General features: G+C 52.9%; 21 protein-coding genes. 5 read left to right on the top strand and 16 right to left on the bottom strand.

Annotated elements, in window-relative coordinates:
• The first annotated feature begins 8 nt into the window (after positions 1 to 8).
• Genes TDIS_RS08830 through TDIS_RS08815 form a run of 4 tightly spaced genes read left to right on the top strand, consistent with a single transcriptional unit; the run spans position 9 to position 4,699 of the window.
• Complete coding sequence (locus TDIS_RS08830) at positions 9 to 1,610, top strand: ArnT family glycosyltransferase (RefSeq protein ID WP_161939511.1); 1,602 nt, start codon at positions 9 to 11, stop codon at positions 1,608 to 1,610.
• Positions 1,611 to 1,623: 13 nt separating this feature from the next.
• On the top strand, positions 1,624 to 2,697 hold the full coding sequence (locus TDIS_RS08825) for a Gfo/Idh/MocA family protein (RefSeq protein ID WP_068671421.1): 1,074 nt from the start codon (positions 1,624 to 1,626) through the stop codon (positions 2,695 to 2,697).
• Between the two features lie 2 nt (positions 2,698 to 2,699).
• Positions 2,700 to 3,809, top strand: coding sequence for a DegT/DnrJ/EryC1/StrS family aminotransferase (locus tag TDIS_RS08820; protein WP_068671419.1), 1,110 nt, complete (start codon positions 2,700 to 2,702; stop codon positions 3,807 to 3,809).
• Positions 3,810 to 3,811: 2 nt separating this feature from the next.
• Positions 3,812 to 4,699, top strand: coding sequence for a glycosyltransferase family 2 protein (locus tag TDIS_RS08815; protein ID WP_068671417.1), 888 nt, complete (start codon positions 3,812 to 3,814; stop codon positions 4,697 to 4,699).
• On the opposite strand, the gene ftsH is transcribed toward TDIS_RS08815, so the two are convergent.
• On the bottom strand, positions 4,680 to 6,557 hold the full coding sequence (ftsH, locus tag TDIS_RS08810) for an ATP-dependent zinc metalloprotease FtsH (protein ID WP_068671415.1): 1,878 nt from the start codon (positions 6,555 to 6,557) through the stop codon (positions 4,680 to 4,682). The genes TDIS_RS08815 and ftsH overlap by 20 nt on opposite strands.
• 58 nt (positions 6,558 to 6,615) lie before the next feature.
• Between ftsH and TDIS_RS08805 the strand changes: the two genes are divergently transcribed.
• Positions 6,616 to 7,449, top strand: coding sequence for a fumarate hydratase (locus TDIS_RS08805; RefSeq protein ID WP_068671413.1), 834 nt, complete (start codon positions 6,616 to 6,618; stop codon positions 7,447 to 7,449).
• Here TDIS_RS08805 and ftsZ read toward each other — a convergent pair.
• The 15 genes from ftsZ to mltG form a co-directional block, all read right to left on the bottom strand.
• A complete protein-coding gene (gene ftsZ, locus TDIS_RS08800) occupies positions 7,446 to 8,567 on the bottom strand; it encodes a cell division protein FtsZ (protein WP_068671411.1) in 1,122 nt (373 codons plus the stop codon). The two genes, TDIS_RS08805 and ftsZ, sit on opposite strands and share 4 nt — an antisense overlap.
• 2 nt (positions 8,568 to 8,569) lie before the next feature.
• Positions 8,570 to 9,784, bottom strand: a complete 1,215-nt coding sequence (gene ftsA / locus TDIS_RS08795; RefSeq protein WP_068671409.1) for a cell division protein FtsA — start codon at positions 9,782 to 9,784, stop codon at positions 8,570 to 8,572.
• A gap of 2 nt (positions 9,785 to 9,786) precedes the next feature.
• Positions 9,787 to 10,527: a cell division protein FtsQ/DivIB gene (locus TDIS_RS08790; RefSeq protein WP_068671407.1), complete on the bottom strand. Its 741-nt coding sequence runs from the start codon at positions 10,525 to 10,527 to the stop codon at positions 9,787 to 9,789.
• Entirely contained in the window at positions 10,514 to 11,413 is a 900-nt protein-coding gene (gene murB / locus TDIS_RS08785) for a UDP-N-acetylmuramate dehydrogenase (RefSeq protein WP_084271043.1), read from the bottom strand. Before murB ends, TDIS_RS08790 begins: the two co-directional genes overlap by 14 nt.
• Positions 11,410 to 12,795, bottom strand: a complete 1,386-nt coding sequence (murC, locus tag TDIS_RS08780) for a UDP-N-acetylmuramate--L-alanine ligase (RefSeq protein ID WP_068671405.1) — start codon at positions 12,793 to 12,795, stop codon at positions 11,410 to 11,412. Before murC ends, murB begins: the two co-directional genes overlap by 4 nt.
• Positions 12,788 to 13,852, bottom strand: coding sequence for an undecaprenyldiphospho-muramoylpentapeptide beta-N-acetylglucosaminyltransferase (murG, locus tag TDIS_RS08775; protein ID WP_068671403.1), 1,065 nt, complete (start codon positions 13,850 to 13,852; stop codon positions 12,788 to 12,790). The genes murC and murG overlap by 8 nt, the downstream gene beginning before the upstream one ends.
• A 1-nt stretch (position 13,853) precedes the next feature.
• Positions 13,854 to 15,263 (bottom strand): UDP-N-acetylmuramoyl-L-alanine--D-glutamate ligase, encoded by a 1,410-nt coding sequence (gene murD, locus TDIS_RS08770; protein WP_068671401.1) that lies wholly within the window; start codon positions 15,261 to 15,263, stop codon positions 13,854 to 13,856.
• Positions 15,264 to 15,266: 3 nt separating this feature from the next.
• Positions 15,267 to 16,346: a phospho-N-acetylmuramoyl-pentapeptide-transferase gene (gene mraY, locus TDIS_RS08765; protein WP_068671399.1), complete on the bottom strand. Its 1,080-nt coding sequence runs from the start codon at positions 16,344 to 16,346 to the stop codon at positions 15,267 to 15,269.
• 4 nt (positions 16,347 to 16,350) lie between these two features.
• Positions 16,351 to 17,766, bottom strand: coding sequence for a UDP-N-acetylmuramoyl-tripeptide--D-alanyl-D-alanine ligase (locus TDIS_RS08760; RefSeq protein WP_068671397.1), 1,416 nt, complete (start codon positions 17,764 to 17,766; stop codon positions 16,351 to 16,353).
• Positions 17,767 to 17,771: 5 nt separating this feature from the next.
• Positions 17,772 to 19,265: a UDP-N-acetylmuramoyl-L-alanyl-D-glutamate--2,6-diaminopimelate ligase gene (locus tag TDIS_RS08755; protein WP_153303814.1), complete on the bottom strand. Its 1,494-nt coding sequence runs from the start codon at positions 19,263 to 19,265 to the stop codon at positions 17,772 to 17,774.
• Positions 19,237 to 20,415 (bottom strand): PASTA domain-containing protein, encoded by a 1,179-nt coding sequence (locus TDIS_RS08750; RefSeq protein ID WP_068671393.1) that lies wholly within the window; start codon positions 20,413 to 20,415, stop codon positions 19,237 to 19,239. The genes TDIS_RS08755 and TDIS_RS08750 overlap by 29 nt, the downstream gene beginning before the upstream one ends.
• Positions 20,412 to 20,735, bottom strand: a complete 324-nt coding sequence (locus TDIS_RS08745; protein ID WP_068671391.1) for a hypothetical protein — start codon at positions 20,733 to 20,735, stop codon at positions 20,412 to 20,414. Before TDIS_RS08745 ends, TDIS_RS08750 begins: the two co-directional genes overlap by 4 nt.
• The gene (rsmH, locus tag TDIS_RS08740; RefSeq protein WP_244147506.1) at positions 20,723 to 21,565 is read right to left on the bottom strand and encodes a 16S rRNA (cytosine(1402)-N(4))-methyltransferase RsmH; all 843 of its coding nucleotides are present in this window, start codon (positions 21,563 to 21,565) and stop codon (positions 20,723 to 20,725) included. The genes TDIS_RS08745 and rsmH overlap by 13 nt, the downstream gene beginning before the upstream one ends.
• A gap of 19 nt (positions 21,566 to 21,584) precedes the next feature.
• Positions 21,585 to 22,043, bottom strand: a complete 459-nt coding sequence (gene mraZ / locus TDIS_RS08735; RefSeq protein WP_068671389.1) for a division/cell wall cluster transcriptional repressor MraZ — start codon at positions 22,041 to 22,043, stop codon at positions 21,585 to 21,587.
• A 187-nt stretch (positions 22,044 to 22,230) separates the two neighbouring features.
• Entirely contained in the window at positions 22,231 to 23,208 is a 978-nt protein-coding gene (mltG, locus tag TDIS_RS08730; protein ID WP_068671387.1) for an endolytic transglycosylase MltG, read from the bottom strand.
• Positions 23,209 to 23,230 lie beyond the last annotated feature (22 nt).

Genomic DNA, 23,230 nt, shown 5'->3' with positions numbered 1-23,230 from the left:
GGAAGTTAATGGTACTTTTCGGGCTTGGACTTTTGACCTTTCTCTTCCTGAACCTAGGCGACCGGCCTCTATGGGGAGTGGAGGGACGCTGGGCGGAAGGTGTACGGGAAATGATGCTTCGTGGGGACTGGTGGGTGCCCACCATAAACGGCGAACCCCATGTCACCAAACCCCTCATCCCCTACTGGCTAATAAGGATCTCGGCCCTTGCCTTCGGGAGACTCGACGAGTTGACCGTAAGACTTCCGGTGGCCACCTGCGGTCTTCTCACCATCGTAGCCTTTTACGCCCTGGCCCGTAGATTCTTCGAACCTTGGTGGTCCTTAACGGCTGCGGGGATCCTTGCCACCACCTGGGGCTTTGTGGGTTATGCCCGGGTGGCCCAGAGCGAGATCTACCAACTGGCCGGCATCGTCTCGGCGCTGGCCTTTTATATGTGGTTTCGAGAAAAGAAAAGCTTCTGGGGATACCTGGGGTTCTGGTTTTCGGCCCTCTTGGCAGCCCTCTCGAAAGGACTTCCGGGTTTTACTGTGCCAGTATTAGTGGCCATGGTAGATATAGTGCTAAACCGCAATTTCAGACATCTTAACTTACAGAATTTTGGGGCGGCCTTTCTGGCCTTGACCCTCTATTTTCTCCATTATCTAGGTATCGCCCGGGCCATGGGAAGTGAGCTACCTTTCTATTTGATTGTACGGGAAAACCTTACGCAGGTGGTCAATCCCTACGACAACCGTGAACCTTTTTATGTATATTTTTATTATCTTCCCGAATTATTCTTGCCTTGGACCTTGTTTTTCTTTGCGGCCCTAGGGTTTACGGTTAAAAACTTTCGCAAGGTTTCCCAGAATCAGCGTTTTCTGCTTCTAGCTCTTACAGCCGTTTTCCTGCTTTTCGATCTAGCTCGAGCCCGACGCTCCTATTACATCCTTCCGGCCGTACCCCTGGGAGTGCTCCTTATAACTTACTATTTAAGAGATAAGCTAAAAAATCCGGATGCCCTGGCCAGGGGCCTCTCTTATTTTTACGGATTTACAACCCTTTTTGTCGGCATTTCTCTTGTTTTACTGGCTATTTTTCCCCATCATTTTGATTTTTTACCCTTCAAAAGTCGTTTTTTACCCTTAATAACCGGTATTTTCATACTAGGAGCTTTAAGGTGGTGTGTCAAAAAACGAACTTCCCCCTGGGGGCTTATCTTTAGTTATCTTATTTTAGCTATAGCTGGGATCTCCATAGCTACTCCCGCTTTAACCCCACCTTCTGAAAAAATCTTCGGAAGGGGATTGGCTCAGTTACAAACCAGCTTTCCGCAAGCCAAGCTTTGTGGTTATCGTAAAATTTCGGCTAACCTCTTCTTTTATATAGCCTCACCGAGGCCACTACCGATTTATCAGGAACTATCCAAAGCCGTTCAAAATTGTGATCTTGTATTTTTTCGGGAAAAGTTTTATAAAAAGGCGGCATCTGAAATAAAAATCTTAGGCGCCAATGGAGAACTTTATGCCGTGGATAAATTATATCGTTCCAAAGATTCTAATAAAAATTACCTCCTTTGGAAACTTTCGGGAAAATACATCTTAAAACAACCTTTTATTCCTTATCCTTAGGAGAGAGAGGGGAATGAAATCCGTAAAACTTGCTCTTATAGGTTGCGGGAAAGCGGCTACCAGACATCTACGCATCTTCAAAGAATTACCGGAAGTAGCATTAGTGGCCGTAGCGGATTCCGATCCCGAGAAAGCCCGGGCCTTTGCGGAGGAGATTGGAGCCGCCTGGTACACAGACTGGCGAAAGATGCTCTCGGAATATCCCGAAATAGAAGTAGTGGACATTGCGGTGCCTTCCGGAATGCACGGAAAGATTTCTCTTCCGGTAATGCGCGAATTTCGTAAAAACATACTCCTTGAAAAACCCATAACCCTCAACATCGAAGAAGCCTGGGAGATGGTACAGACGGCCGAAGAGCTTGGTCTCAAATTGGTTACGGTATTTCAGAATCGGTTCAATCTCCCGGTGAAGAAGGTCAAAGAGATCTTGGAGAAGAATCTCTTGGGTAAGATTGTCCTGGCTTCGGCTCGGTTTTATTGGTGTCGCAGACAGGACTATTACGACAGTGCCGCCTGGCGTGGCACTTGGGCCCTTGATGGCGGGGCGCTCGCCCAGCAGGGCTGCCACCATGTGGACATGCTCCGCTGGCTCATGGGTGAGGTCGAAAGCGTCTTCGCCAAGAAGGATACTCGATTGGTTGAAATCGAGGCGGAAGATATTTTAGTGGGCGTGATCCGCTTCAAAAACGGGGCCTTAGGAACCATCGAGGCCACCACCTGCGCCCGGCCTAAAGACCTCGGAGCCGAACTGGTAATCCTAGGCGAAAAAGGCTCCGTAAAACTCGGCGGCTTTGCCATGAACGAACTGGCCCATCTGGCTTTGGAAAACCAAAATTTAAATGAAGAAGAGCTTGAGGCCTGCCGAAAAAATCCGCCGGATCCTTTAGGTTTCGCCCACCGAGAGTATTTGCGAGCAGCCATGCATTACTTCGCCGGAGAGCCCCCCGATCCCAGGCTCTGCATAGGCAAAGACGCTATCCCCTCGCTAGAGCTCATCCAAGCTCTTTACGAGTCCGCGGAAAGCGGAACCGAGGTAAAATTTCCTTTTACCCCTGAAAAATCCCGGCTAGGAAAGATGGAGGGTTAGAGATGGCGGTGCCCCTTCTTGATCTCAAAAGGGATTGGCCCGAAATAAGAGAAGAGGTAGAAGCTGGTTGGCGCAAAGTAACCGAAACTATGCGGCTCCTTAACGGCGAGAACCTTTTGGCCTTTGAAGAAGAAGCGGCTAGATTTTTCAGAACTAAATATGCCTTTGGGGTAGGCTCTGGAACGGAAGCCCTGTGGCTTGCCCTGATAGCCTGTGGCATAGGTCAGGGAGACGAGGTCATCGTGCAGGCCAACGGCTTTGTGGCTGATATAGAGGCCATCCTCTGGGCCGGAGCTCGACCAGTGGTAGTAGAAATGGAAGAGGATTCTCTGGGGCCGGATCCTGAAGCCGTAAAAGCGGCCATTACTCCCCGAACCAAGGCCCTGATCGTGGTGCACATGTATGGTCATCCGATAACTCTTGAACCCATCCTTGAAATCTGCGAGCGCCACGGCCTGGTCCTCATTGAAGATGCCTCCCATGCCCACGGGGCGGAATACCGGGGGCAGAAGATCGGAACATTCGGAAAGGTAGGCTGTTTTAGCTGCGGGCCAGTCAAAAATCTAAATGCTCTGGGGGACGCTGGCCTGGTAATTACAGATGACGAGGAAGTGGCCTTCAAACTACGTTACCTCCGGGTACATGGACAGGTCAAAAAGAACGAGCATCACTTCTACGGTTTTAACAGCCGGCTGGATGAACTCCAAGCGGTAGTCCTGAGGGCCAGGCTCCGTCGTCTTTCAGAACAAAACGAAAGACGCCGACAATGGGCGGCTCGATACCGCGAGGCCCTCTCGGGAGTGGGGGATCTCAGACTGCCTCCCGAGGACGGTTCGGAAAGAATCAGCGTTTATCACCGTTTCGTGGTGAGGACCTCGCAACGGGACGAGCTCATGACTTTCCTCAAAGAAAGAGGTATCGGGACCGGCATCTACTATCCCGAACCCTTACATCGCCAGAAGGCATGGCGGGAGGCCGGCTTTCCGGAACTATCCCTTCCGAGAAGCGAAAGGGTGGCGAAAGAGAGTCTGGCGCTCCCCATCTTTCCAGAGCTTACGGAATCCGAATTTGAAGAGGTGGTCTCTGCGGTCAGAGCCTTTTTCGGAGCCTAGTAGTGATCTCGGTGGTCATCCCAGTACACAATGAAGAAAAGAACATCGAACCCCTTTATGAAGAAATCCTGGCGGCTCTTGAACCTTTAGGAGAACCCTTTGAAATAATCTATGTGAATGACGGCAGCACCGATGGCACTGGGGAGGTTTTAAGGAAACTCAAAGCCAGGGATTCCCGAGTGCGGGTCCTTGAAATGGACCGTAACCGTGGCGAAGCCGCAGCTTTGACCGCCGGTTTTTTTAACGCCCGAGGGGAGATCGTGGTAAGCATGGACGGCGATGGCCAGAACGATCCGGCCTATATCCCGGACCTTCTCCGCAAGTTGCGTGAAGGCTACGCCGTGGTCTCCGGATGGCGCATGAAACGCAAGGAGCCTCTTATCACTCGTAAAATTCCTTCCTTTGTGGCCAACCGTCTCATCGGTCTCATCACCGGTATCAGGGTGCACGACAACGGTTGTAGTCTCAAAGCCTATCGGGCAGAAATAGTCAAGCGTATCCAAATTCCTCACGGTTTTCATCGTTTCATACCGGCGGTCTTCGGGGTCAAAAATTCCGAAGTAGCTGAGGTAAAAATTATAGATCGTCCCCGGCGGTTCGGACGTACCCATTACGGACTTAAACGGACTTTCGAGGTCCTGCGGGAGTTGCTCACCATCCGACTGGTCCTGAAAAATCGCAAACGAAACGAAAAAAGGCTAACGATCCTTACAGCCTTTCTTTTTTTGGGGACTGGCGTAAGCCTAGTGCTCTCCCTTCTGGATCGGATAAGTCTTCTTTATCCGACCCTCTTATCCACAGCTTCGGTGATAAGTCTTCTAACCCTCAGGAATCTTAGACGTTTCAATAAGGCCCAGGAGGAAGGGGTCTTCAAGATTCGTGAGCTTTAGAATCTCCGTAAAGGAGTCTTTCCAGTTCTTCACCCTCAAGGACCTCTTTCTCTAGAAGGAGACCGGCTATCTCCTCCAGACGATGGCGATTCTGGGCTAAAATCTCCTGTGCCCGGGTAGAGGCCTCCCGCAGGAGTTTTCCAACCTCTTCATCTATAGCCCGGGCGGTTTCTTCGGACATAGTCTCCCGTTCCCGGAAGGGAACGTCCAGGAAAAGGTGTTCGCGGCGGCGAAAAGTCTGGGGCCCAAGCTTCTCGCTCATCCCATAGTCCATGACCATAGCCCGGGCGATCTCGGTGGCCTTCTCGAGATCGTTCTGGGCCCCGGTGGAAATCTCCCCGAAAACCAGTTCTTCCGCAGCTCGACCTCCTAGAAGAACTGTAAGCCTGTCAAATAGTTCGCTTCGGGTAAGAAGATACCGATCCTCGGTGGGAAGCTGAAGGGTGTATCCTAGCGCTGAAACCCCGCGCGGAATGATAGAGATACGATGCACCTTGTCCGCACCTGGCACTGAAGCCGCCACCAGGGCATGTCCGGTTTCGTGATAGGCCACCCGGCGTTTTTCTTCCTTGGAAAGATAGCGATTCTTCTTCTCCAAACCGGCGATGACCCGATCCACCGCCTCCTCAAAGTCCTCCATTTCTACCTGTTTTTTACCTTTGCGAGCCGCAAGTAGACAGGCCTCGTTCACAATATTGGCCAGATCCGCCCCCACCATACCGGGCGTACGAGCCGCGATCACCTTTAGGTCCACATCTGGAGCCAGTTTTACATTCTGGGTGTGCACTCGGAGGATGGCCTCCCGGCCCTTAAGATCCGGACGATCCACCACAATATGCCGATCAAAGCGCCCGGGCCGTAGAAGCGCTGGATCCAGAATCTCCGGACGGTTGGTGGCCGCAATGATGATGATACCCTTCTTGGGATCAAAGCCGTCCATTTCGGTGAGGAGCTGGGTCAGGGTTTGTTCCCGCTCGTCAACTCCTGCCACTGGAGAGACTCCGCGCACCTTACCCAAGGCATCAATTTCATCAATAAAGATGATGCAGGGGGCCTTTTGTTCCGCAGTGGCAAAAAGATCCCGCACCCGGGCCGCCCCCACCCCCACAAACATCTCTACAAAGGAGGAACCGGAAATGGAAATAAAGGGCACCCCGGCTTCTCCGGCTACCGCTCTAGCTAAAAGTGTTTTACCTGTGCCAGGAGGTCCCACCAGAAGTACCCCTTTGGGGATCTTTCCCCCCAGGGACGTAAAACGTTGAGGATTTTTAAGGAATTCAATAACTTCCTTTAGTTCTTCTACGGCCTCGTCCACACCGGCCACATCCTTGAAGGTGACCTTGATGTCCTCCTGGACATATACCCGAGCCTTGCTCTTGGCTAGCCCCATGACCCCACCTTCTGGAGGGCCAAACCGTTTCAGGATCAAAAACCAGAAAAAGAAGAGTAACCCCAGGGGTAGAACCCAGGAAAGGAGATGCGAGAACCAACCAGGCTCGGCCTTGGCCCGAAAACGAATACCCTTTTCCTCAAGAAGCTTCACCAGTTCGGGATCATCTACCTTACCGGTTTGAAAATACTTCTGGGATTTGACCGGAGCGTGTCTCAACTGAGAAAGGACCTCCGCGGCCCCTTTCTTAAACTCACCTTCGATCACGTCCCGAGAGATTACCAAGTTGTCTACCAACCCCCGTCTTACCAAGGTCTTGAATTCGCTGTAAGCCAGCTCTTCCTTGGGATAGGAAACAAGAAAAGGCCACATAAAAAAGAAGAGCAGGATCAACCCTAAGAAGACCCAGGGAATATAGCGGTTTTTATTGTTGTTGAAGAGGGGTTTTGGTTTTTTATCCCTTTGCATGTTCAGAAAACATAGTATCTTTCAAACTCGTGGTCAATAATATAACCTAAAAAACAGCATGCGAGAAATCGAAAGCCAAAAGATAAAAGAAGCCGTCGCCCGAGGGGCAATTGAAGCCTGTCGGGATCTGCCGCCAGAGGTGGAGAGGGCTTTGAAAGAGGCCCTGAGCAAGGAAGACCTTCCCCTGGCCCGTAGGGCCCTTGAAATCCTTCTTGAAAACGTAAAAACGGCCCGAAAAGTGGGGCTTCCACTCTGTCAGGATACTGGGATTCCAGTAGTCTTCGTAAGAATAGGGGAAGATGTCCAAGTAAAAAATCTCTATGAGGCCATTGAGGAAGGACTTTACCTGGGTTTCAAAGAGGGGTATCTCCGGGCCTCGGTCTGTGAAGTCCTTTCGCGTCGAAATACCGGCACCAATACTCCGGGGGTGATCCATTGTGAGATCGTCCCGGGAGAGGAACTTGAAATCTTCCTTCTTCCTAAAGGCTGTGGAAGCGAAAACATGAGCCGGCTGGCCATGCTTCCACCATCGGCAGGTCTTGAAGGTATAAAAAACTTCGTAATTGAGACCGTTTCCCGGGCGGGAGCCAATCCCTGCCCCCCGGTAGTGGTAGGCGTAGGTATTGGCGGTAATTTCGAAACCGCCGCCCTGCTCTCTAAGAAAGCCCTTTTGAGACCCCTGGCTAAACCTCATCCCGAAAAAGAAGTTGCTGACCTTGAGGAGGAACTGCTTTTAAAAATTAACCAACTCGGAATCGGGCCTCTGGGCCTCGGCGGGCAAACCACGGCCCTTGCCGTTCACATCGAGACCCACCCTTCGCATATTGCCAGCCTCCCGGTGGCCGTAAACATTCAATGTCACGCCCATCGAATTAAACGGATTGTCCTTTAATCCGCTTTTCGTCTTAGAAAAGTAGGAATTTCTAGTTCTTCCTCCGTAGGCAGTGAATCCAAAATTCGCGAACGGCGTTTCTTCGGCATCTCTTCCCTCTTTTCGCGAGGCTTCTCGAAAGGTAAGACCTTCTGTTCCTTCTTTTCTTCCTCAGCGCGAGCCCCAATTCCGGTGGCAATGACTGTAACCCGTAGCTCGTCTCCTATTTCTTCATCAAACACCACTCCCCAGAAGATCTTGGCCTCTTCGTGGGCCTCTTTGGAGACCATCTCGGATATAAGTGTGGCTTCCTCCATAGTAAGGGTATCGGGATGAGCGGTAATATTGAGAAGTACTCCCCTGGCCCCAGAAATAGAAACATCCTCAAGAAGCGGACTCGAAATCGCACTTTGGGTCGCGGCCTCTGCCCGGTGATCCCCACTAGCGATCCCCGTGCCCATAAGGGCCAGCCCACCCATGTCGGTCATGACGGCCCGCACGTCCGCAAAATCAAGATTGATATAACCGTCAAGGAGGATCAAATCTGAGATGCCTCTTACAGCGTAATAAAGGACATCGTCAGCCTTCTGGAACATCTCGTATAGCTTGGCGTTGGGAGAAGAAAGGGCCCGCAGACGATCGTTGGGAATGGTTATAATAGTGTCCACGTACTTCTTCAGTTCCTCCAATCCCTGCTGGGCCACCATCATCCGGGGACGCCCTTCAAAGGCAAAGGGCTTGGTAACTACAGCCACCGTAAGGGCCCCTAATTCCTTACTGATACGAGCCACCACCGGCGCGGCTCCGGTTCCGGTTCCCCCTCCAAGTCCCGCGGTCACGAAAACCATATCCGCTCCCGAAAGGGCCTCTCTAATCTCATCCTCGGCCTCAAGAGCGGCCTCTCGTCCGATTTCGGGATTTCCTCCGGCTCCTAGGCCCTTAGTTAAATTTCTGCCCAGCTGGATCTTTTCCGGTGCAGGATTGGGATCCAATACCCGGTAATCCGTGTTGGCAGCTATAAATTCCACGCCTTTCAACCCTTTCTGAATCATATTGCGAACCGCGTTTCCCCCCGCACCGCCAACACCTACTACCTTGATCTTGGCTTGATAGTTGGATTCTACGAATTCAAAAGCCATAGCTACCCCCCTATACCTAAAATTTTCTTAAATTTTTCAAGGAATCCTTCTTCTGATGAGGTTTTATCTTCAGCTAGATCCAGGTACCGAGCGGCGTAGAGCAGCAGTCCTACCGCGGTGGAAAGACGGGGATGATTAACCTCTTCGCTAAGTCCGGAGAGCTTTACCGGATAACCTATCCGCACGGGAAGATCAAAAATCTGTTCCGCAAACTCTGGAAGACCTTTGAGTAAGGCCGAGCCTCCGGTTATGACTACCCCGGAGCTCAGACGCTTTTTGAGCCCGCTTACCTCCAGATTGGTGTTTATAATCTCTAGGAGTTCCTGGACCCTGGGCTCGAGGATTTCCGCTAGCAACCTGCGAGAAAGCTTTCTTGGTGGTTTCTGTCCCAGGGAAGGCACCTCCAGGATCTCGTCTTGGGACACGAGCTCGGGCAAACAGACGCCGTATTCCTCTTTGAGCTTCTCAGCCGCCGAACGAGGAGTCCTAAGCCCTACGGTAAGGTCGCTGGTAAGGAGGTCCCCCCCCACAGGTACCGAAGCCGTATAACGGAGGGAGCCCTCTAAGAAAACGGCCACATCCGTAGTTCCACCCCCGAAGTCTATGAGGGCCACCCCTAGTTCCTTCTCTTCCGGTGACAGCACGGCTTCGGAAGAGGCCAGGGCCTGCAGTACCACGGCCTGAACCTCGACTCCAGCCATGGAAAGACACTTGACCTGGTTTTGGACCGCAGAAGCCGAGGCTGTAATGAGATGGGCCTTAACCTCAAGCCTCACTCCGCTCATCCCTATGGGCTGTAAGATCCCGGTCTGGTTGTCGATACTGAACTCCTGAGGAAGGACGTGCAAGATCACCCGGTCCTGAGATAGATTGATGGCCTTTGCGGCCTCAAGGACCCTGTCCACATCTTCGGATTTGACTTCCCCCTCCTTCAAAGCGATCACCCCGTGGCTGGTCAGGCTCTCGATATGAGAGCCCGCAATACCGGTGATCACCTGTTGAACGTCTTCGTAAGCCTGGACCTCGGCCTCTCGTTTAGCCTCTGCAATGGCCCGGGCAGCCTCCTCAATGTTAATCACCACCCCTTTGCGCAGTCCTTGAGCCGGAACCATCCCCAAGCCCAAGGCCGACAGTTCTTCCCCTTTTTTCTCTGCTATGAGACAACAGATCTTACTGGTCCCCACATCTATAGCCGCCAGCAAACTCCTACCCGCCATCTCTATTTCTCCCTCCGATAAACTAAAAGCGCCTTGTCCCCGGGATAGTCTAAACGTACGCTTTCGGCCCGGGCATAGAGCCGATTTTGATAGAGATAGGTCATAATCTTGTCGAGCCTTCGATAGGCTTTTTTAAGCTCCTCAAAGGGTTCGGGTTCAAAACGCACTTTTAGACCAGCCTTGGTGATGAGAAGGATGCGATCCCGCGCAAGATAAACCTGCGAAATGTTTTCGTAACAGGGAAGATAGAAGTTCTTGTCTCTGACCCAGGCCAGAAGTCTTAGAAAATCGGTCTCCTCTTTGAGAAGGTTCTTATCTTTAAAAGAAACGATAGGATAAGAAAGCAAATCCTTCTCTGAAGCCGGAGAAAAGGCCTCTCCTCTCTCATTTAAGAAATAAAGCTTTCCTGAAAGGTTCGTCACCGCCACCGGCCTCTCCTCTTCCACCCGAATTTCAAGGGTGTGAGGAAGATTCCTCATGAGATACACCTTCTTGATCCAGGGATGGGCCTCAAGTCGCCTTTTGATATCGGAAAGATCGATTCGAAAGAGGTTCTCCCCAATAGAAACCGAAATCAACTCCTTTACTTCAGCTTCTTTTACATGAGATAGACCCGAGATCTTAACCTTTTTCAAAGAAAAGAGCGTAAGCCTTTTGAGAAATAACGAACTACCGTAAACAAGTCCTATTAAGAGGAAGATTCCGGCCAATCCTATGAAAAGGACTCTTCTAAGCCTGGCCAACTATTCTCACCTCCGGCTGAAGTTCTAGACCAAAGGTCCTAAAGACCCTCTCCCAGGCCTCCTCCACGAGATAGAGAATGTCGTTGGTACAGGCTTTGCCCAGGTTTAAGATGAAGTTGGCGTGCTTTTCACTTATCACGGCCCCGCCGCGGGCTAACCCCTTAAGCCCAGCTTTCTCTATCAAATAACCGGCCGGAGCTTCCTCCGGATTCTTGAAGACGCAACCGAAGGAAGGCGGTCCAAAGGGCTGGGTCTGCCTACGCCGGGAAAGAGCCGCCTTGACCCGAGACCTCACCTCCTCCTTTAAGGCCGGCTTGAGTCTTACTACCGCCCGCACAAAGACCCCCCTAGGTCCTTGGAAGGCTCGGTATCGCCATAGTTCTGGGCCAGCCGCAAGCCTCACGAGCCCCTCCTCCGTTAAAATCTCCAGCTCCTCTACCAGTTCGGAGAAACACCGGCCGAAGGCCCCGGCGTTCATGTAAAGAGCTCCGCCCACCGTGGCTGGGATCCCGGCTAGGAATTCTGCTCCTGAAAAGCCCTTAGTAAGTCCGTAAGCTATGAGAGCTGAAGTCGGTGTGCCAGAAAGTGCTTCGAGCCTTCCGGGGGCAAGCTCTTTCAAACCCTTTAACCTCCGCAGATTCACTACCACTCCCGAGAACCCTTCGTCTGGAAAAAGGACCTTGCTCCCCCCAGAAAGTATAAAATAGGGAATGCTCTCGGTCCGGAGAAAATGCCATGTCTTCACCAGTTCCTCTACCCTCTCGGGAAAGACCATGATCTCCGCCGTACCACCCGTACGAATGGTGGTATAGCGGGCCAGGGGCACCCCTTCCCAAATCGTGAGTCCCATCTCTTTCAATTTCTGAACGAGTTTGCGCCTCTTCATGCGGCCTTGTTCAATCTTTTCCCACTAAGCAATTCCTCTCCCATCTGGTAAACGTCCCCGGCTCCCATAGTAAGCAAAACATCTCCAGGAGACAGGAAGAACTCCACTTGGGCGACTGCCTCCTCAAGTCCCGGAGAAAAAAGGGTAGGCTTATCTTTCCTTATCCTCCGTACCGCCTGAAAGAAACTTTCTCCAGATATACCCGGAATTGGAGGTTCGGAGGCCGGATAGATATCGGTTAGAAAGAGCACATCCGGTTCAACCAAAACCCTCAGAAAATCGCGCCATAGGGCCCGAGTACGGGTATATCGATGGGGCTGAAAGACCACCAACAACCGTCTCTCCGGAAAGAGTTCTCGCAAGGTCCTGAGGGTGACCTCGACTTCTGCGGGATGATGGGCATAATCATCAAAGACCTCGACTCCATAGATCTCGCCTTTTTTCTCCAAGCGCCTTCCCACTCCGGAAAAGGCGGCCAACCCGGAAAAGATAATTTCCGGGGAGAGGCCTAGCCTCAGGCCTACCCCTACCACCGCCAAGGCATTGAGGGCGTTATGTCTCCCAGGAACGGAAAGCCGGAAACTTCCCAAAGGCCTCCCCTTGTATGTAACCCTGATTTCTGGAAAAGGCCCCCCAGAGATCACCTCTCCGGAAAGATCCACTCCGTCGGAGAAACCATAAATCATGAGGTTACCGGAGAGCTCCGGAAGGATGCTTCTCACACCGGGATCGTCTCCACAAAGCACCAGGCCGCCCTCCGAATCCACCCTCCGACAGAAACGGACGAAGGCCTTCCTCACGGCCTTGAAATCGGCGTAAAAATCCAGATGCTCTCGATCGATATTGGTAACCACCCCTAGATAGGGCCTCAGGATCAGAAAGGAACCATCGCTCTCATCGGTCTCGGCCACCAGGTAGTGCCCCCGTCCCAGACGGGCATTGACTCCAAAATTGTTCACCCGTCCGCCGATAGCTACTGTGGGTTCAAGCCCGGCCCGAGTAAGGACCTCGGCGATCATGGAGGCCGTAGTAGTCTTACCATGGGACCCGGCCACGGCTATGCTCTTGGGATGAAGGGCCATGATCTCCGAGAGCATCTCCGCCCGCGGAAGGATTGGAAGACCGAGCTCCCTGGCCCTTATGAGCTCCGGATGATCCGGTTTCACGGCCGAGGAATAGACTACCACTTCCTTCCCGAGGAGATGACCGGGATCATGTCCGTAAAAGACCTCTATACCTTCGGCTTTTAAGGCTTCGGTAGTACCTGTCCTTTTAAGGTCACACCCTGAAACCCGGGCTCCTAAGGCCAAGAGCAACCTCGCCAGCCCACTCATACCCACTCCGCCAATACCTATCAGGTGATAACGTTTGCCTTTAAGCATTCGCTAAAGCCTCCATCTCCGAGATGATAGTTTCCGCGGCCCCGGGTTTAAAAAGCCTTCTAGCGGCCTCTCCCTTGTGTCTCAAAGACTCTACATCGCTCAAAAGTTCTACCACCTGGCGAACAAATTCTTCAGGAGTAAAAGTACCTTCCTTCATCATCAGGCCGCCTCCGGCCCTTACCACTGAAAGGGCGTTTTTCTCCTGATGGGCATGGGTAGCATAGGGGAATGGAATGTAGATGGCCGGTTTGCCCAAGGCACAGAGTTCGGCCACGGTGGTGGCTCCGGCCCGGGAGACCACCAGATCCGCCTGTGCGTAAGCCCAAGCCATATCCCGAATAAAAGGATAAACCTTCACCGGAAGCCCTTTCTTCTGATAGGCCTCCTTTACCCAGGCCTCGTCCTTTTCCCCGGTCTGATGAATAAGGTATAGATCCGAAATACGCTCAAAGAGTTTCTCCGCGGTCTCGACCAACAACCGATTTATGGACCGGGCCCCTTGGCTTCCCCCAAGAACGAGAAGCCCCCGACCCATATGCTCCCGGGACCTTTCCTCAAAAAGGTCTTCCCTTATAGGGTTGCCGGAATGGATGACTTTCTTTCTCGGAAAATACCTTCCGGCCTCCGGAAAACTCACAAAGACCCGGTGCACCAGGTGTCCGGCTAACCTATTGCTCATTCCGGCCACGGCATTCTGTTCATGAAGCCCAAGCCACTTGCCGAGGAGCCTTCCAGCCACAAGGGCTGGAAAGGAAGCGTAGCCCCCGGTTCCGAAGACCACTTCCGCAGAAAACTTCCGAATAATATCTGCGGCTTCCCTTACACCCCGGAGAAGCTTTATTATTGCTCTAATTTTGGCCGTAACTGAACGTCCCAAAAGCCCCTCTCCGCTTATGGTGGCTACCGGAAAAGAGGTCTCTTTGAGCACCAGCGCCTCTACCCTTCGGCCACAACCGATAAAGAAGACCTCCCCGCCCTGGGCCCTTATCCTATGCGCAAGGGCTAGGGCCGGGAATAGATGCCCTCCGGTTCCACCTCCTGCTATCACCCACCGCATCTCAGTGGTAGACCTCCGGCCTTTCCTCAGGAGCAAGAACTTTCGGGGCGTAAGTCATAACCAGCTCTCGGAAGACCTCTCCCCGTTCTTCATAGCTTTCAAACTGATCAAAACTTGCAGCTGCAGGCGACAAAAGCACCGTATCCCCTGGGCGGGCAACCCTCAAGGCCAATGCCAGAGCCTCGGGAAGGCCCTCCGCAAACAGAGTCTCCGTGGCCCCAGAAAGCTCCTCCGCCATGATGAAACGGGAGGCCCCCATGAGAATAAGAACCCGTACCTTTTGCCGAATCAGTTCGTAAAGAACTCGATAGGAAGCCCCCTTATGGAGCCCTCCGGCGATAAGCACAATAGGAGGCGATAACCCCTCCAAGGCCTTCAAGGTGGCGTCCACATTGGTGGCCTTGGAATCATTCACAAAATAGACACCTCCGAAAGAGCCCACGTATTCCAGCCGGTGAGGGAAGCCCACGAAACTTACAAGGGCCTTCCGCACCGCTTCAGGAGTAGCACCACAGAGTCTGGCCGAAAGGGCGGCCACTGCAAAATTGAAACGATTGTGCCGGCCAAGGAGTCTGAAGCCCGCAAAGGGATAAATCTCCTCACCTCCGGATAATCTCAGTACGAAATCTCTATCCCGGACTTCCACCGAAAGCCCAGGAAAATCCCCAAAAAAGAGGATTTCCGCCTGAGTCTCGGGAAGCTCGTGTAACAGTATCTCTCCGCCGGCCCCGGAGAGCCCTGTATGGGGCAGCATGGCCACTTCGTCCGGGCCCAGGTTCTCCAAAAGTCTAAGCTTCGCCCGAGCATAAGCCGTAAGATCTTTGTATCTTTCAAGGTGATCCGGAGTGAGATTGAGAATTACCCCCACCCGAGGCTTAAAAGTTTGGCTGGTCTCGAGCTGAAAACTCGAAACCTCCAGCACCACCCAGTCTGCAGGTTCCCCGGAAAGCACATATTCCGAAAGGGGAACCCCAAAGTTTCCACCGGTAAAAACCTTAAACCCGGAAAGTTTTAAAATATCGCTTACCATCGCCGTCGTGGTGGTCTTACCGTTAGTTCCAGTTACGGCCACGATGTTGTCCTTCCGTTTGAGGGCACAGTAGGCAAGCTCAAGCTCTCCGATAACTGGGATACCCTTGTCCCGGGACTCTTGATAAACCTCAGGCGGAATCCCCGGACTTACGACTATAAGATCCGCGGAAAGGAGGGTCTCGCGGCGATGGCCTCCGGTCTCGAAACGGACTCCCTGTTCGGTTAGGGCGTAAACTTCGCCCGGAGGAAGCTCTTCAAAAGCTCTTCTCTCCGAGACCGTGACCTCGGCTCCCAAGACGGCCAAAAGTCTGGCCGCCGCCTTTCCGCTTCGCCCAAAGCCGAGAACTACCGTCCGAAGTCCTCTCAGATTCGAAATCATACCCTACCTCAGTTTAAGGGTGGAAAGCGCCAAAATTCCACAAATGACCGCCAGAATCCAAAACCGCACTACCACCTTGTTTTCCGGCCAGCCCGAGAGTTCAAAATGATGATGCAAAGGGGCCATACGAAAGATGCGCTTACCTCCGGTTAGCTTAAAATAAGCCACCTGAAGTATAACAGATACGGCCTCCGCCACGAAAATCCCTCCGGCAAGAACGAGGAGCAACTCCTGTTTCACCATCACGGCTACCGCTCCCAAAGCTGCTCCGAGCCCCAGCGACCCCACATCTCCCATGAAGATCTCGGCCGGATGAGCGTTATACCAAAGGAACCCCAAGCCCGCGCCCACCATGGCCCCACAGAAAACGGTAAGCTCTCCCACTCCCGGGATATAGGGTACCTGAAGGTAATGGGCGAATTTTACGTGTCCGGCCACGTAGGATAAGACGGCGTAGACGGCCGAGACCACCGTAAAGGGCACTATGGCCAGGCCATCCAGTCCATCCGTAAGGTTCATGGCGTTCGAGGTCCCTACCACCACCAGATAGATAAAGGGAAGATATAGAAGACCGAGTTCCGGACGCAGGTCTTTGAAAAAGGGGAAGGTCAGAGTGGTATCAAAGCCTATTTTCTGAAAAAGGCAGTACCATAATCCCACCGCCAGCAAAGCCTGAAAGGCGAGTTTTTCCCGGGCCCTGAGGCCCAGATTCCGTCCACGGCTGATTTTACGATAGTCGTCAAGGAAACCTATAAATCCGAAGGTCACGAGGGTGCCCACCGCCAGCCAGAGATAGGGATTAGTGAGGTTACCCCAAAGAAGAACCGACAACACAATGGCCGCGATGAGGACCACCCCTCCCATGGTTGGGGTACCGGCCTTGCGGAGGTGTTCTTTGGGCCCTTCCTCCCGAATGACCTGACCGAACTGTCGGCGGCGGAGATAGGCTATGTACGGCGGCATGAGGAAAAACACCAAAAGTCCGGCCGTAAGGGTAGCATAAAGGGCACGAAAGGTAATGTAGCGAAAGACGTTGAAAGGTCCGAACCACTCGTGCAGGGGATATAATAGATGATAGAACACGTTCTTAGACCTCCCTTAACTTCGCTACCACCCGTTCAAGCCCTACGGCCCGTGAGCCCTTGATCAGCACCGCCGCCCCAGAAGGGATTTCCAAGGTCGATAGGAGTTCCTCAACCGAATGAAAGGCATACGCCCTAGCCCCCGAACTCCGTGCGGCGCTAGCCACCACCTCCGCAAATTCCCCTACCGAGAACACCAGATCTGCCACTCGGCCCGCCTCCAGGCCCATCTCTTCGTGGTATTTTCGGGCTGTCTCTCCCAATTCCCGCATATCCCCCAGGATGACCACTCGAAGAGAAAACCCGTTCGTGATCTCCGCAAAAACCCTCAGGGCCTCGGCCACCGAACCTGGATTAGCGTTGTAGGCATCGTCCAGAATGAAATATCGGTCGGTTCTCATAGGACAGAGCCTTCCCGGAAGAGGGGATATATTCTCAAGGGCCGGTAGGCACTCCTCCACCGGGATTCCGAAGGCCAGCCCCGAGGCCAAGGCCGCAAGCGCATTTCTCACGAAATGGGCCCCAAGAAACCGAATTTTTCTACGTCCGAGGCTCCGTCCCCTAACTTTCAGCTCAAAGTCCGTCCCCTCGGGAAGTACCCTGACCCCTTCGGCCCTCACTTCGGCCTCCGGATGGAACCCAAAAGTGATTCGACGGTGAGGAAGCCCTTGGCTCTTCTCGAAGAGGGCCTCCTCGTCTCGGTTTACTATAAGCACCCCTTCTTTAGCCGTGCCCTCGAAGAGCTTGAACTTTTCGGAAAGCACCCCTTCAAGGTCACCGAGCCCCTCAAGATGGGCCGGTCTCACTCCAGTAAGAATAGAGACTTGGGGCTCCAAGATCTTACAGAGTCTCTCCATTTCGCCGGGTACACTTATACCAAGCTCAAAAACCCCCACTTCGACCTCTTGAGGGACGGAAAAAATGGACAGAGGCAGACCGATGAGGTTATTGTAGTTTCCGGGGTTTTTGAAGACCCGGAAGCGAGCACCGAGTACAGCGGCACACATTTCTTTAGTGGTGGTCTTCCCGCAAGACCCACTCACCGCCAGAGCCTTAAAACCCCTCTTTTTACGAAAATAGCGAGCCAGATCCCCTAGGGCCTTCAGGGTATCCTTCACCAGGACGATGGAAACCGTTTTCGGACACTCTTCGAGCTTAAAGCCCTTGGGAAACTTAGAAATAATCAGACCTTTGGCCCCCCGATCCAGGGCCTCGAAGACGAAATCGTGGCCATCAAACCGGGGGCCTTTTAAAGCCACGAAAAGCTCCCCGGGGGAAAGTTTACGGGTATCGGTAGAGACCCCGGAAAAAACGATCCCCATGTCGCCGTTTGCGAGAATACCACCGCAGGCCCTGACTACCTCCTCGGTACGCAGGGCCGCGGTTTTTATATAAGAACCCACACCTTCTGGCACTCCCATCCCCTTTAATTCCCTCCTAAAGCCTTTTCGGCGGCCCTTAGTTCCGCCACAATATGCCGAATCTCCTCCGCATCCGAAAAGGGATAGCGCTTCCCTTGAATCTCCTGATAATCCTCATGTCCCTTCCCAGCCACTAGAAGGACGTCCCCCGGTGATAGCTCCGAAATTGCTATCCTCAAAGCTTCCCGGCGATCAAGAATGACCCGGTAGGAAGCACTCCCGTTTATGCCAGTCAAAATATCCCTGATAATCTTTTCCGGATCCTCGAATCGGGGATTATCCGAGGTAATGAAGAGACGATCCGCAAGCTCCGCAGCCACTCGTCCCATAAAGGGCCTTTTGCCTGGGTCCCGATTTCCACCGCAACCGAAAACACAAAGAACCTTACCGGAGGCCAGTTTCCTTACACTCAAAAGAGCCGTGCGCAAGGCCTCCGGGGTGTGGGCATAGTCCACAAAAATGCGAGCTTGACGGAACTGGGCCACAGGCTCAAGCCTCCCCGGAGGGGCCGAAACTCCTGAAAGGAACTTTGCGACCTCCTCGGGCCTATAGCCCAGGCCTCGCAGAACAGCCCAGACGAGAAGCAGGTTTTCCTTCTGAAAATCACCGAAAAGTCCGGTCTCGACTATGAACTCCCCTTCAGGTTCAAGGATCCTGAGCTTGAGGCCCTTGGATCGCGAAAGTATCTCTCCCGTAAAATCCCGCCCCACGGCAAAGACGCTCATTCCCTTAGGAAGATCTTCGACCAATCTCTTTCCCCAAGGATCAGTTACATTTACCACTGCCAGTCCATCCGAGGCCAAATACTCCATAAAAAGTTTCTTTTTGGTCGCAAAATAGGTCTCAAAATCTCCATGATAGTCAAGGTGATCCCAGGAAAGATTGGTAAAAACCCCTATTTGAAAGACCAGCCCGGCTACGCGCTTCTGATCTAGGGCGTGAGAAGAAACCTCAAGAACGGCCGTCTCCGCTCCATTTTTAACCATCTCGGAAAGAAGAGCATAAAGCGTCACCGGGGGAGGGGTAGTCTCAAGGGCCTTTCTGACTCGGCCTCCGGTATCGTAGAGCAGCGTTCCGATGAGCCCACAGCTACCCCAAGCCCTCCGCAGAGCCGTCCTCAGCATCCAGGCCACCGAGCTTTTGCCATTGGTGCCGGTAATACCGATGAGAGCAAGCCTCCTTTCAGGATGGCCGTAAAAGGCCGCACAGAGTCTTCCCAGAGCCTCGGCACTATCCGCTACCCGGATCTGGGTGACGGGAAGCTTTGAATCCAACTCATCCTCCCTCACCACCGCTACCGCTCCCCGGGCCACGGCCTCTCGAATGAAGGCGTGCCCATCCACCCGAGTCCCGCGCCGGGCTACAAAAAGATACCCGGGAGCAAGCCGACGCGAATCCTCCTCTAGGCCCGCGATTTCGACCTCGAGCGACCCTCTGACCTCTCGGACCTCAAAGTCTTGCAGTAACGCCTCAAGTTTCATCGCGCAAATAAAGGACACAACTCTTTACCTTCTCCCAAGGAGTCCCTGGAAGGGGCTCCTGCCTGACCACCCTCCCGAAACCCCGAAATCGAACCTTTATGTGCCGCTTCCCAAGGCTCTCAAGAGCGGCTTTAAGCGTAAGTCCCCGGAGATCCGGGAAACCACCAGCCCGGGTCTCACCTTCGAATTCCGGGGGGAGATAACGCTCAAGCTCCTTGAAGAGCCCGGAAAGATTGACCCGAAATCTAGCCTTCTCCTTCAACTCCCCAGCCAGAACGATTACAAACCGGGGACGCTCATTCGGCCAAAATGTTAAATAAGTCCATTTGTTTTCGTCAATATAATTGTATACCTTTCTCAGCCTTTCGTCTCGCTCACCGCAGAGTCCTGAAAAAGTCTCCTGTTTAATCAGGTGTAATTTCGGAGCCTCTCCGCAGAGGTAAGCCGCCAGCGCCCGGACCATCTGCACCGGAGTGGCTAGAGTTTTCCCCCCTGGCCAAAAGACTCCCGGAGCCTCAGAGATCTCAAGCCCAGTGGGTTCTCCGAAAACCTCGACAGGAAGGTCTTTAGGCAGAAATTCCACCGGAAGGAGCATGGTTAGGGGCACGAACTCGCCTTTGTTAGGCAGACTGACCAGGGCGTATACCTCTCCGGAAGGGATCTCCACCACCACCCCACCGATCCGCTGGAAAAATTTCGTTAGTCCCTCGAGCATTCTATGAAGGGCCTCTTGGACTTCCCAGGAAAGGGTGAGGGTAAGGGCTTTGCCGGAAGAAGGTCGGGATTTCAACAGAGCTTCAAGGACTCCGGAAAAGATGGTCCCGCCGGGATACTCCGGACGAAAATATCTCTCAAAAACCAGTCCAGAAATTCCAGATAGGGCATTTGTTTCTTCTGCAGAAAGGGCTCTGGCCACGAGATAGGGCGGTCTAGCTACTATAGCACGTTCTTTGAGATAGGCTTTAAGTTCGTTTGGGATCGGGAGCTCCCCTACATAGTAGGCCTTATAAAGTTCTTTTACTCTGAAAAGTACTCTTCCCTCTCGATCGTAAACCGGGGCCTTAGAGAAAGGCCGAACCTCAAGACCCCCTGAACCCGTAAGGGGTTTTATCACGATCAGGGCCAAAAGGGTCAAAAGACCACTCAAAAGTCCTAATGCCCTTCTCATGGCAATCTGATGATCTCCTTTTCCGTGGGTTTGAATAATCCGAGCGGGGCCACTTTGGCCCTTATCACCTCTTCAGCCGTAAGACGCTCCCATTCCGAAAGTAATTTCGTTTTAAGGGCCCTCTCCCTTTTTATCTCAGACTCCACTCCCCGCAGTTGATGGAACCTATAAGCCGCAAACCCCCAAGGCAAAACCAAAAGTAACAACAACACCAGTTTGAAGATCAGACTCAGTCTCAGGCTCAGGCCCGAAGCCTTGGTGCTGGCCCGGGACGTATTTTTACGAGGCTGATAGGTGTAACCCAAGGTTAAAGCCCGCATCTTTCCGCCACCCTCATCCGGGCGCTTCTCGCCCGAGGATTGCGTCTGACCTCTTCCGTCGAAGGCCTTATCGGCTTCTTGGTCACCACCTCCAATCTCGGGTCCTCCCGAAAGGCCCTCTTGACTATACGATCCTCAAGAGAATGGAAAGAAATAACAGCCAATCTCCCTCCGGGCTTTAAGATTTCCGGGGCTTCGGCAAGGAATTTCCCCAGGTTTTCGAGCTCCCGGTTTACGGCTATGCGCAGCGCCTGAAAGGTAAGGGTCGCTGGATGCTGGCCTGATCTTCGCCTCCGGACCACGCCTTCGACCAACCTAGCAAGCTCAAGACTAGTCTCGATGGGCTTCTTTTTGCGGGCCTCTACAATGGCTTTGGCAATCCTCTTGGCCGCAGGCTCCTCGCCATAATTACGCAAAAGTTCCACCAATTGGGGATAGCTCAGCCGATTGATTAGATCTCTAGCCCTTAGCTTCAATCTCTCGTCCATACGCATATCCAGAGGTTCGTCTCTTCGAAAACTGAAACCTCGCCCCGAGGCCTCAATCAAAAATGAAGAAAGTCCCAAATCTAGGACTATCCCATCGGCAAGAACCTTTTCCTCCTTGAGAACCCTCGGGGCCTCGGAAAAGTTGAGCCTGAATATCCGAAATCGCCCCTCGTAGGGGACCAGTCTTTTAAGAGCCAGCCCGTAGGAGACCTCATCCCATTCAAAACCGTAAAGGAAGCCATCCGGAGCCGAAGCCTTGAGGATGGCCTCACTGTGTCCCGCAAGACCCACGGTGCCATCCACATAAATGCCCCCCGGCTTGACCCGAAGGAAAGCCAACACTTCCTCCAATAGAACTGATTCATGCTTGACTTCCACCAAGACTTAATTCCGCTACCTTTCTCGAAAGATCGTCAAAGCCCTCTCGGGCAGCTTCCATCTGGATTGAAAGCCTTTCCGGATTCCAGATCTCAAAACGATCAAGGAGTCCCAGCAACACGGCCTCACGTTCGATCCCGGCGGCCTCTCTGAGATGGGCAGGCAAAAGGATCCGTCCCTGTCTATCCGGGAAACATTCCTCGGCCGAACCCAAAAAATATCGCATGTAAAGCCTCACCTCCGGAAGATCTGCAGGCAACCCCATCAATCGCTCTTCAAGCCGTCGCCATTCCTCCCAGGGGTAAGCCACCAGGCATTCCGGGAGCCTGGTAACCACTAGACCGCTTCCACCATATCGCTCTCTCAGCACCTCCCGAAAACGCCTGGGAATGCTTAGCCGCCCCTTTTCGTCAAGATTATGTCTGAACTGCCCTCGAAACACTACACCCCACTTTTTACCACTTTATCCCACTCAATAGGCTACAAGAGATAACGGTCTTCTGTCAAGGATTATTTTTATTCGTAAAAAAGAGAAGTTATACTGAATAAAATTTTGAGCCCCTAAAAGGCAGATTTTACCCAAATTCTTGAAATATCGTTAAAAATTGGAAGTGGCATTTAAACACAAATTATCGACGGCGACGGTATTTTCTCACCGCCATCAGGTGTTCCTGGTAGGTGCGGGAGAAATGGTGGGAGCCGTCGCCCCTGGAAACGAAATAGAGATAGGGAACCTTGGCGGGGTAAAGCACGGCCTTAAGACTTTCCTCTCCGGGATTGGCAATGGGGGTGGGAGGAAGCCCTGGATAGCGGTAAGTGTTGTAGGGGTTTTTCACCCGAAGGTGTTTGTAGTAAAGCCTTCCCCGAAAACGGCGGAGGGCGTAGCGCACAGTGGGATCGGCCTGAAGGGGCATACCGCGCTTCAAGCGATTCCAGTACACGGCTGCAATGAGGGGTTTCTCCCGGGAAAGCACGGCCTCCTTTTCCACAATGGAGGCCAGGGTCACGGCCTCGTAAACCGAAATCCCTAGTTCCTTGGCCCGGTCCTCATATTTCCGCCAGACTTCCCAGAAACGAGAGACCATTCGCCGGATAATCTCCTCGACAGGCATGCCCTTTACAAAATAGTAGGTGTCCGGGAAAAGGAAGCCCTCCACCGAAGACCCGGGAATTCCCAGGGCCTGGACGAATTCTTCATCGAAGGCCTTCGAAAGGAAGGCCTCCTTTGGGACCAAGCTGGCACGATCTAGAAGGTCGGCCACCTCCCAGACGTTGGCCCCTTCTGGAACGGTCACAATGTGGGTGATAACCCGGCCCTCGGCCAGAATCTGCAGGATCTCCCTGGTAGACATATGAGGAGAAAGTTCGTATTCACCGGCCTTGAGCTTATCGAGCACTCTGAGCCTCAAGGCCTCCAAAAGGAAAACGTAGCGGTTCTTGATGAGACCTCTCTCCTCAAGCAACCGGGCCACCTCTTTTACCGGCGTTCCAGGGGAGATGAAGACCACCTGCGGGGCCTCCACGGAAGACACGGGTTCGGTGAGCTCAAGATACCAGCCGGAGAGATATAGCCCGGCCAATATCAAAAAGAAAAAAAACTTCCTCATCCCTAGACAAGCCCAAAACCCG

It is taken from the genome of Thermosulfurimonas dismutans, assembly GCF_001652585.1.
GTDB classification, from domain to species: domain Bacteria; phylum Desulfobacterota; class Thermodesulfobacteria; order Thermodesulfobacteriales; family Thermodesulfobacteriaceae; genus Thermosulfurimonas; species Thermosulfurimonas dismutans.
This window is presented reverse-complemented; position numbering and strand designations above follow the sequence as displayed.

Coding starts and splice junctions, on each gene's coding strand:
- mltG (WP_068671387.1), bottom strand. CDS start 23,208: ATGAGGAAGTTTTTTTTCTTTTTGATATTGGCCGGGCTATATCTCTCC.
- murG (WP_068671403.1), bottom strand. CDS start 13,852: ATGCGGTGGGTGATAGCAGGAGGTGGAACCGGAGGGCATCTATTCCCG.
- murB (WP_084271043.1), bottom strand. CDS start 11,413: ATGAAGAGGCGCAAACTCGTTCAGAAATTGAAAGAGATGGGACTCACG.
- ftsZ (WP_068671411.1), bottom strand. CDS start 8,567: ATGGCTTTTGAATTCGTAGAATCCAACTATCAAGCCAAGATCAAGGTA.
- TDIS_RS08830 (WP_161939511.1), top strand. CDS start 9: ATGGTACTTTTCGGGCTTGGACTTTTGACCTTTCTCTTCCTGAACCTA.
- murC (WP_068671405.1), bottom strand. CDS start 12,795: ATGCTTAAAGGCAAACGTTATCACCTGATAGGTATTGGCGGAGTGGGT.
- TDIS_RS08825 (WP_068671421.1), top strand. CDS start 1,624: ATGAAATCCGTAAAACTTGCTCTTATAGGTTGCGGGAAAGCGGCTACC.
- ftsA (WP_068671409.1), bottom strand. CDS start 9,784: ATGGCGGGTAGGAGTTTGCTGGCGGCTATAGATGTGGGGACCAGTAAG.
- TDIS_RS08745 (WP_068671391.1), bottom strand. CDS start 20,735: ATGCGGGCTTTAACCTTGGGTTACACCTATCAGCCTCGTAAAAATACG.
- TDIS_RS08805 (WP_068671413.1), top strand. CDS start 6,616: ATGCGAGAAATCGAAAGCCAAAAGATAAAAGAAGCCGTCGCCCGAGGG.
- murD (WP_068671401.1), bottom strand. CDS start 15,263: ATGATTTCGAATCTGAGAGGACTTCGGACGGTAGTTCTCGGCTTTGGG.
- ftsH (WP_068671415.1), bottom strand. CDS start 6,557: ATGCAAAGGGATAAAAAACCAAAACCCCTCTTCAACAACAATAAAAAC.
- TDIS_RS08820 (WP_068671419.1), top strand. CDS start 2,700: ATGGCGGTGCCCCTTCTTGATCTCAAAAGGGATTGGCCCGAAATAAGA.
- TDIS_RS08760 (WP_068671397.1), bottom strand. CDS start 17,766: ATGGGAGTGCCAGAAGGTGTGGGTTCTTATATAAAAACCGCGGCCCTG.
- TDIS_RS08750 (WP_068671393.1), bottom strand. CDS start 20,415: ATGAGAAGGGCATTAGGACTTTTGAGTGGTCTTTTGACCCTTTTGGCC.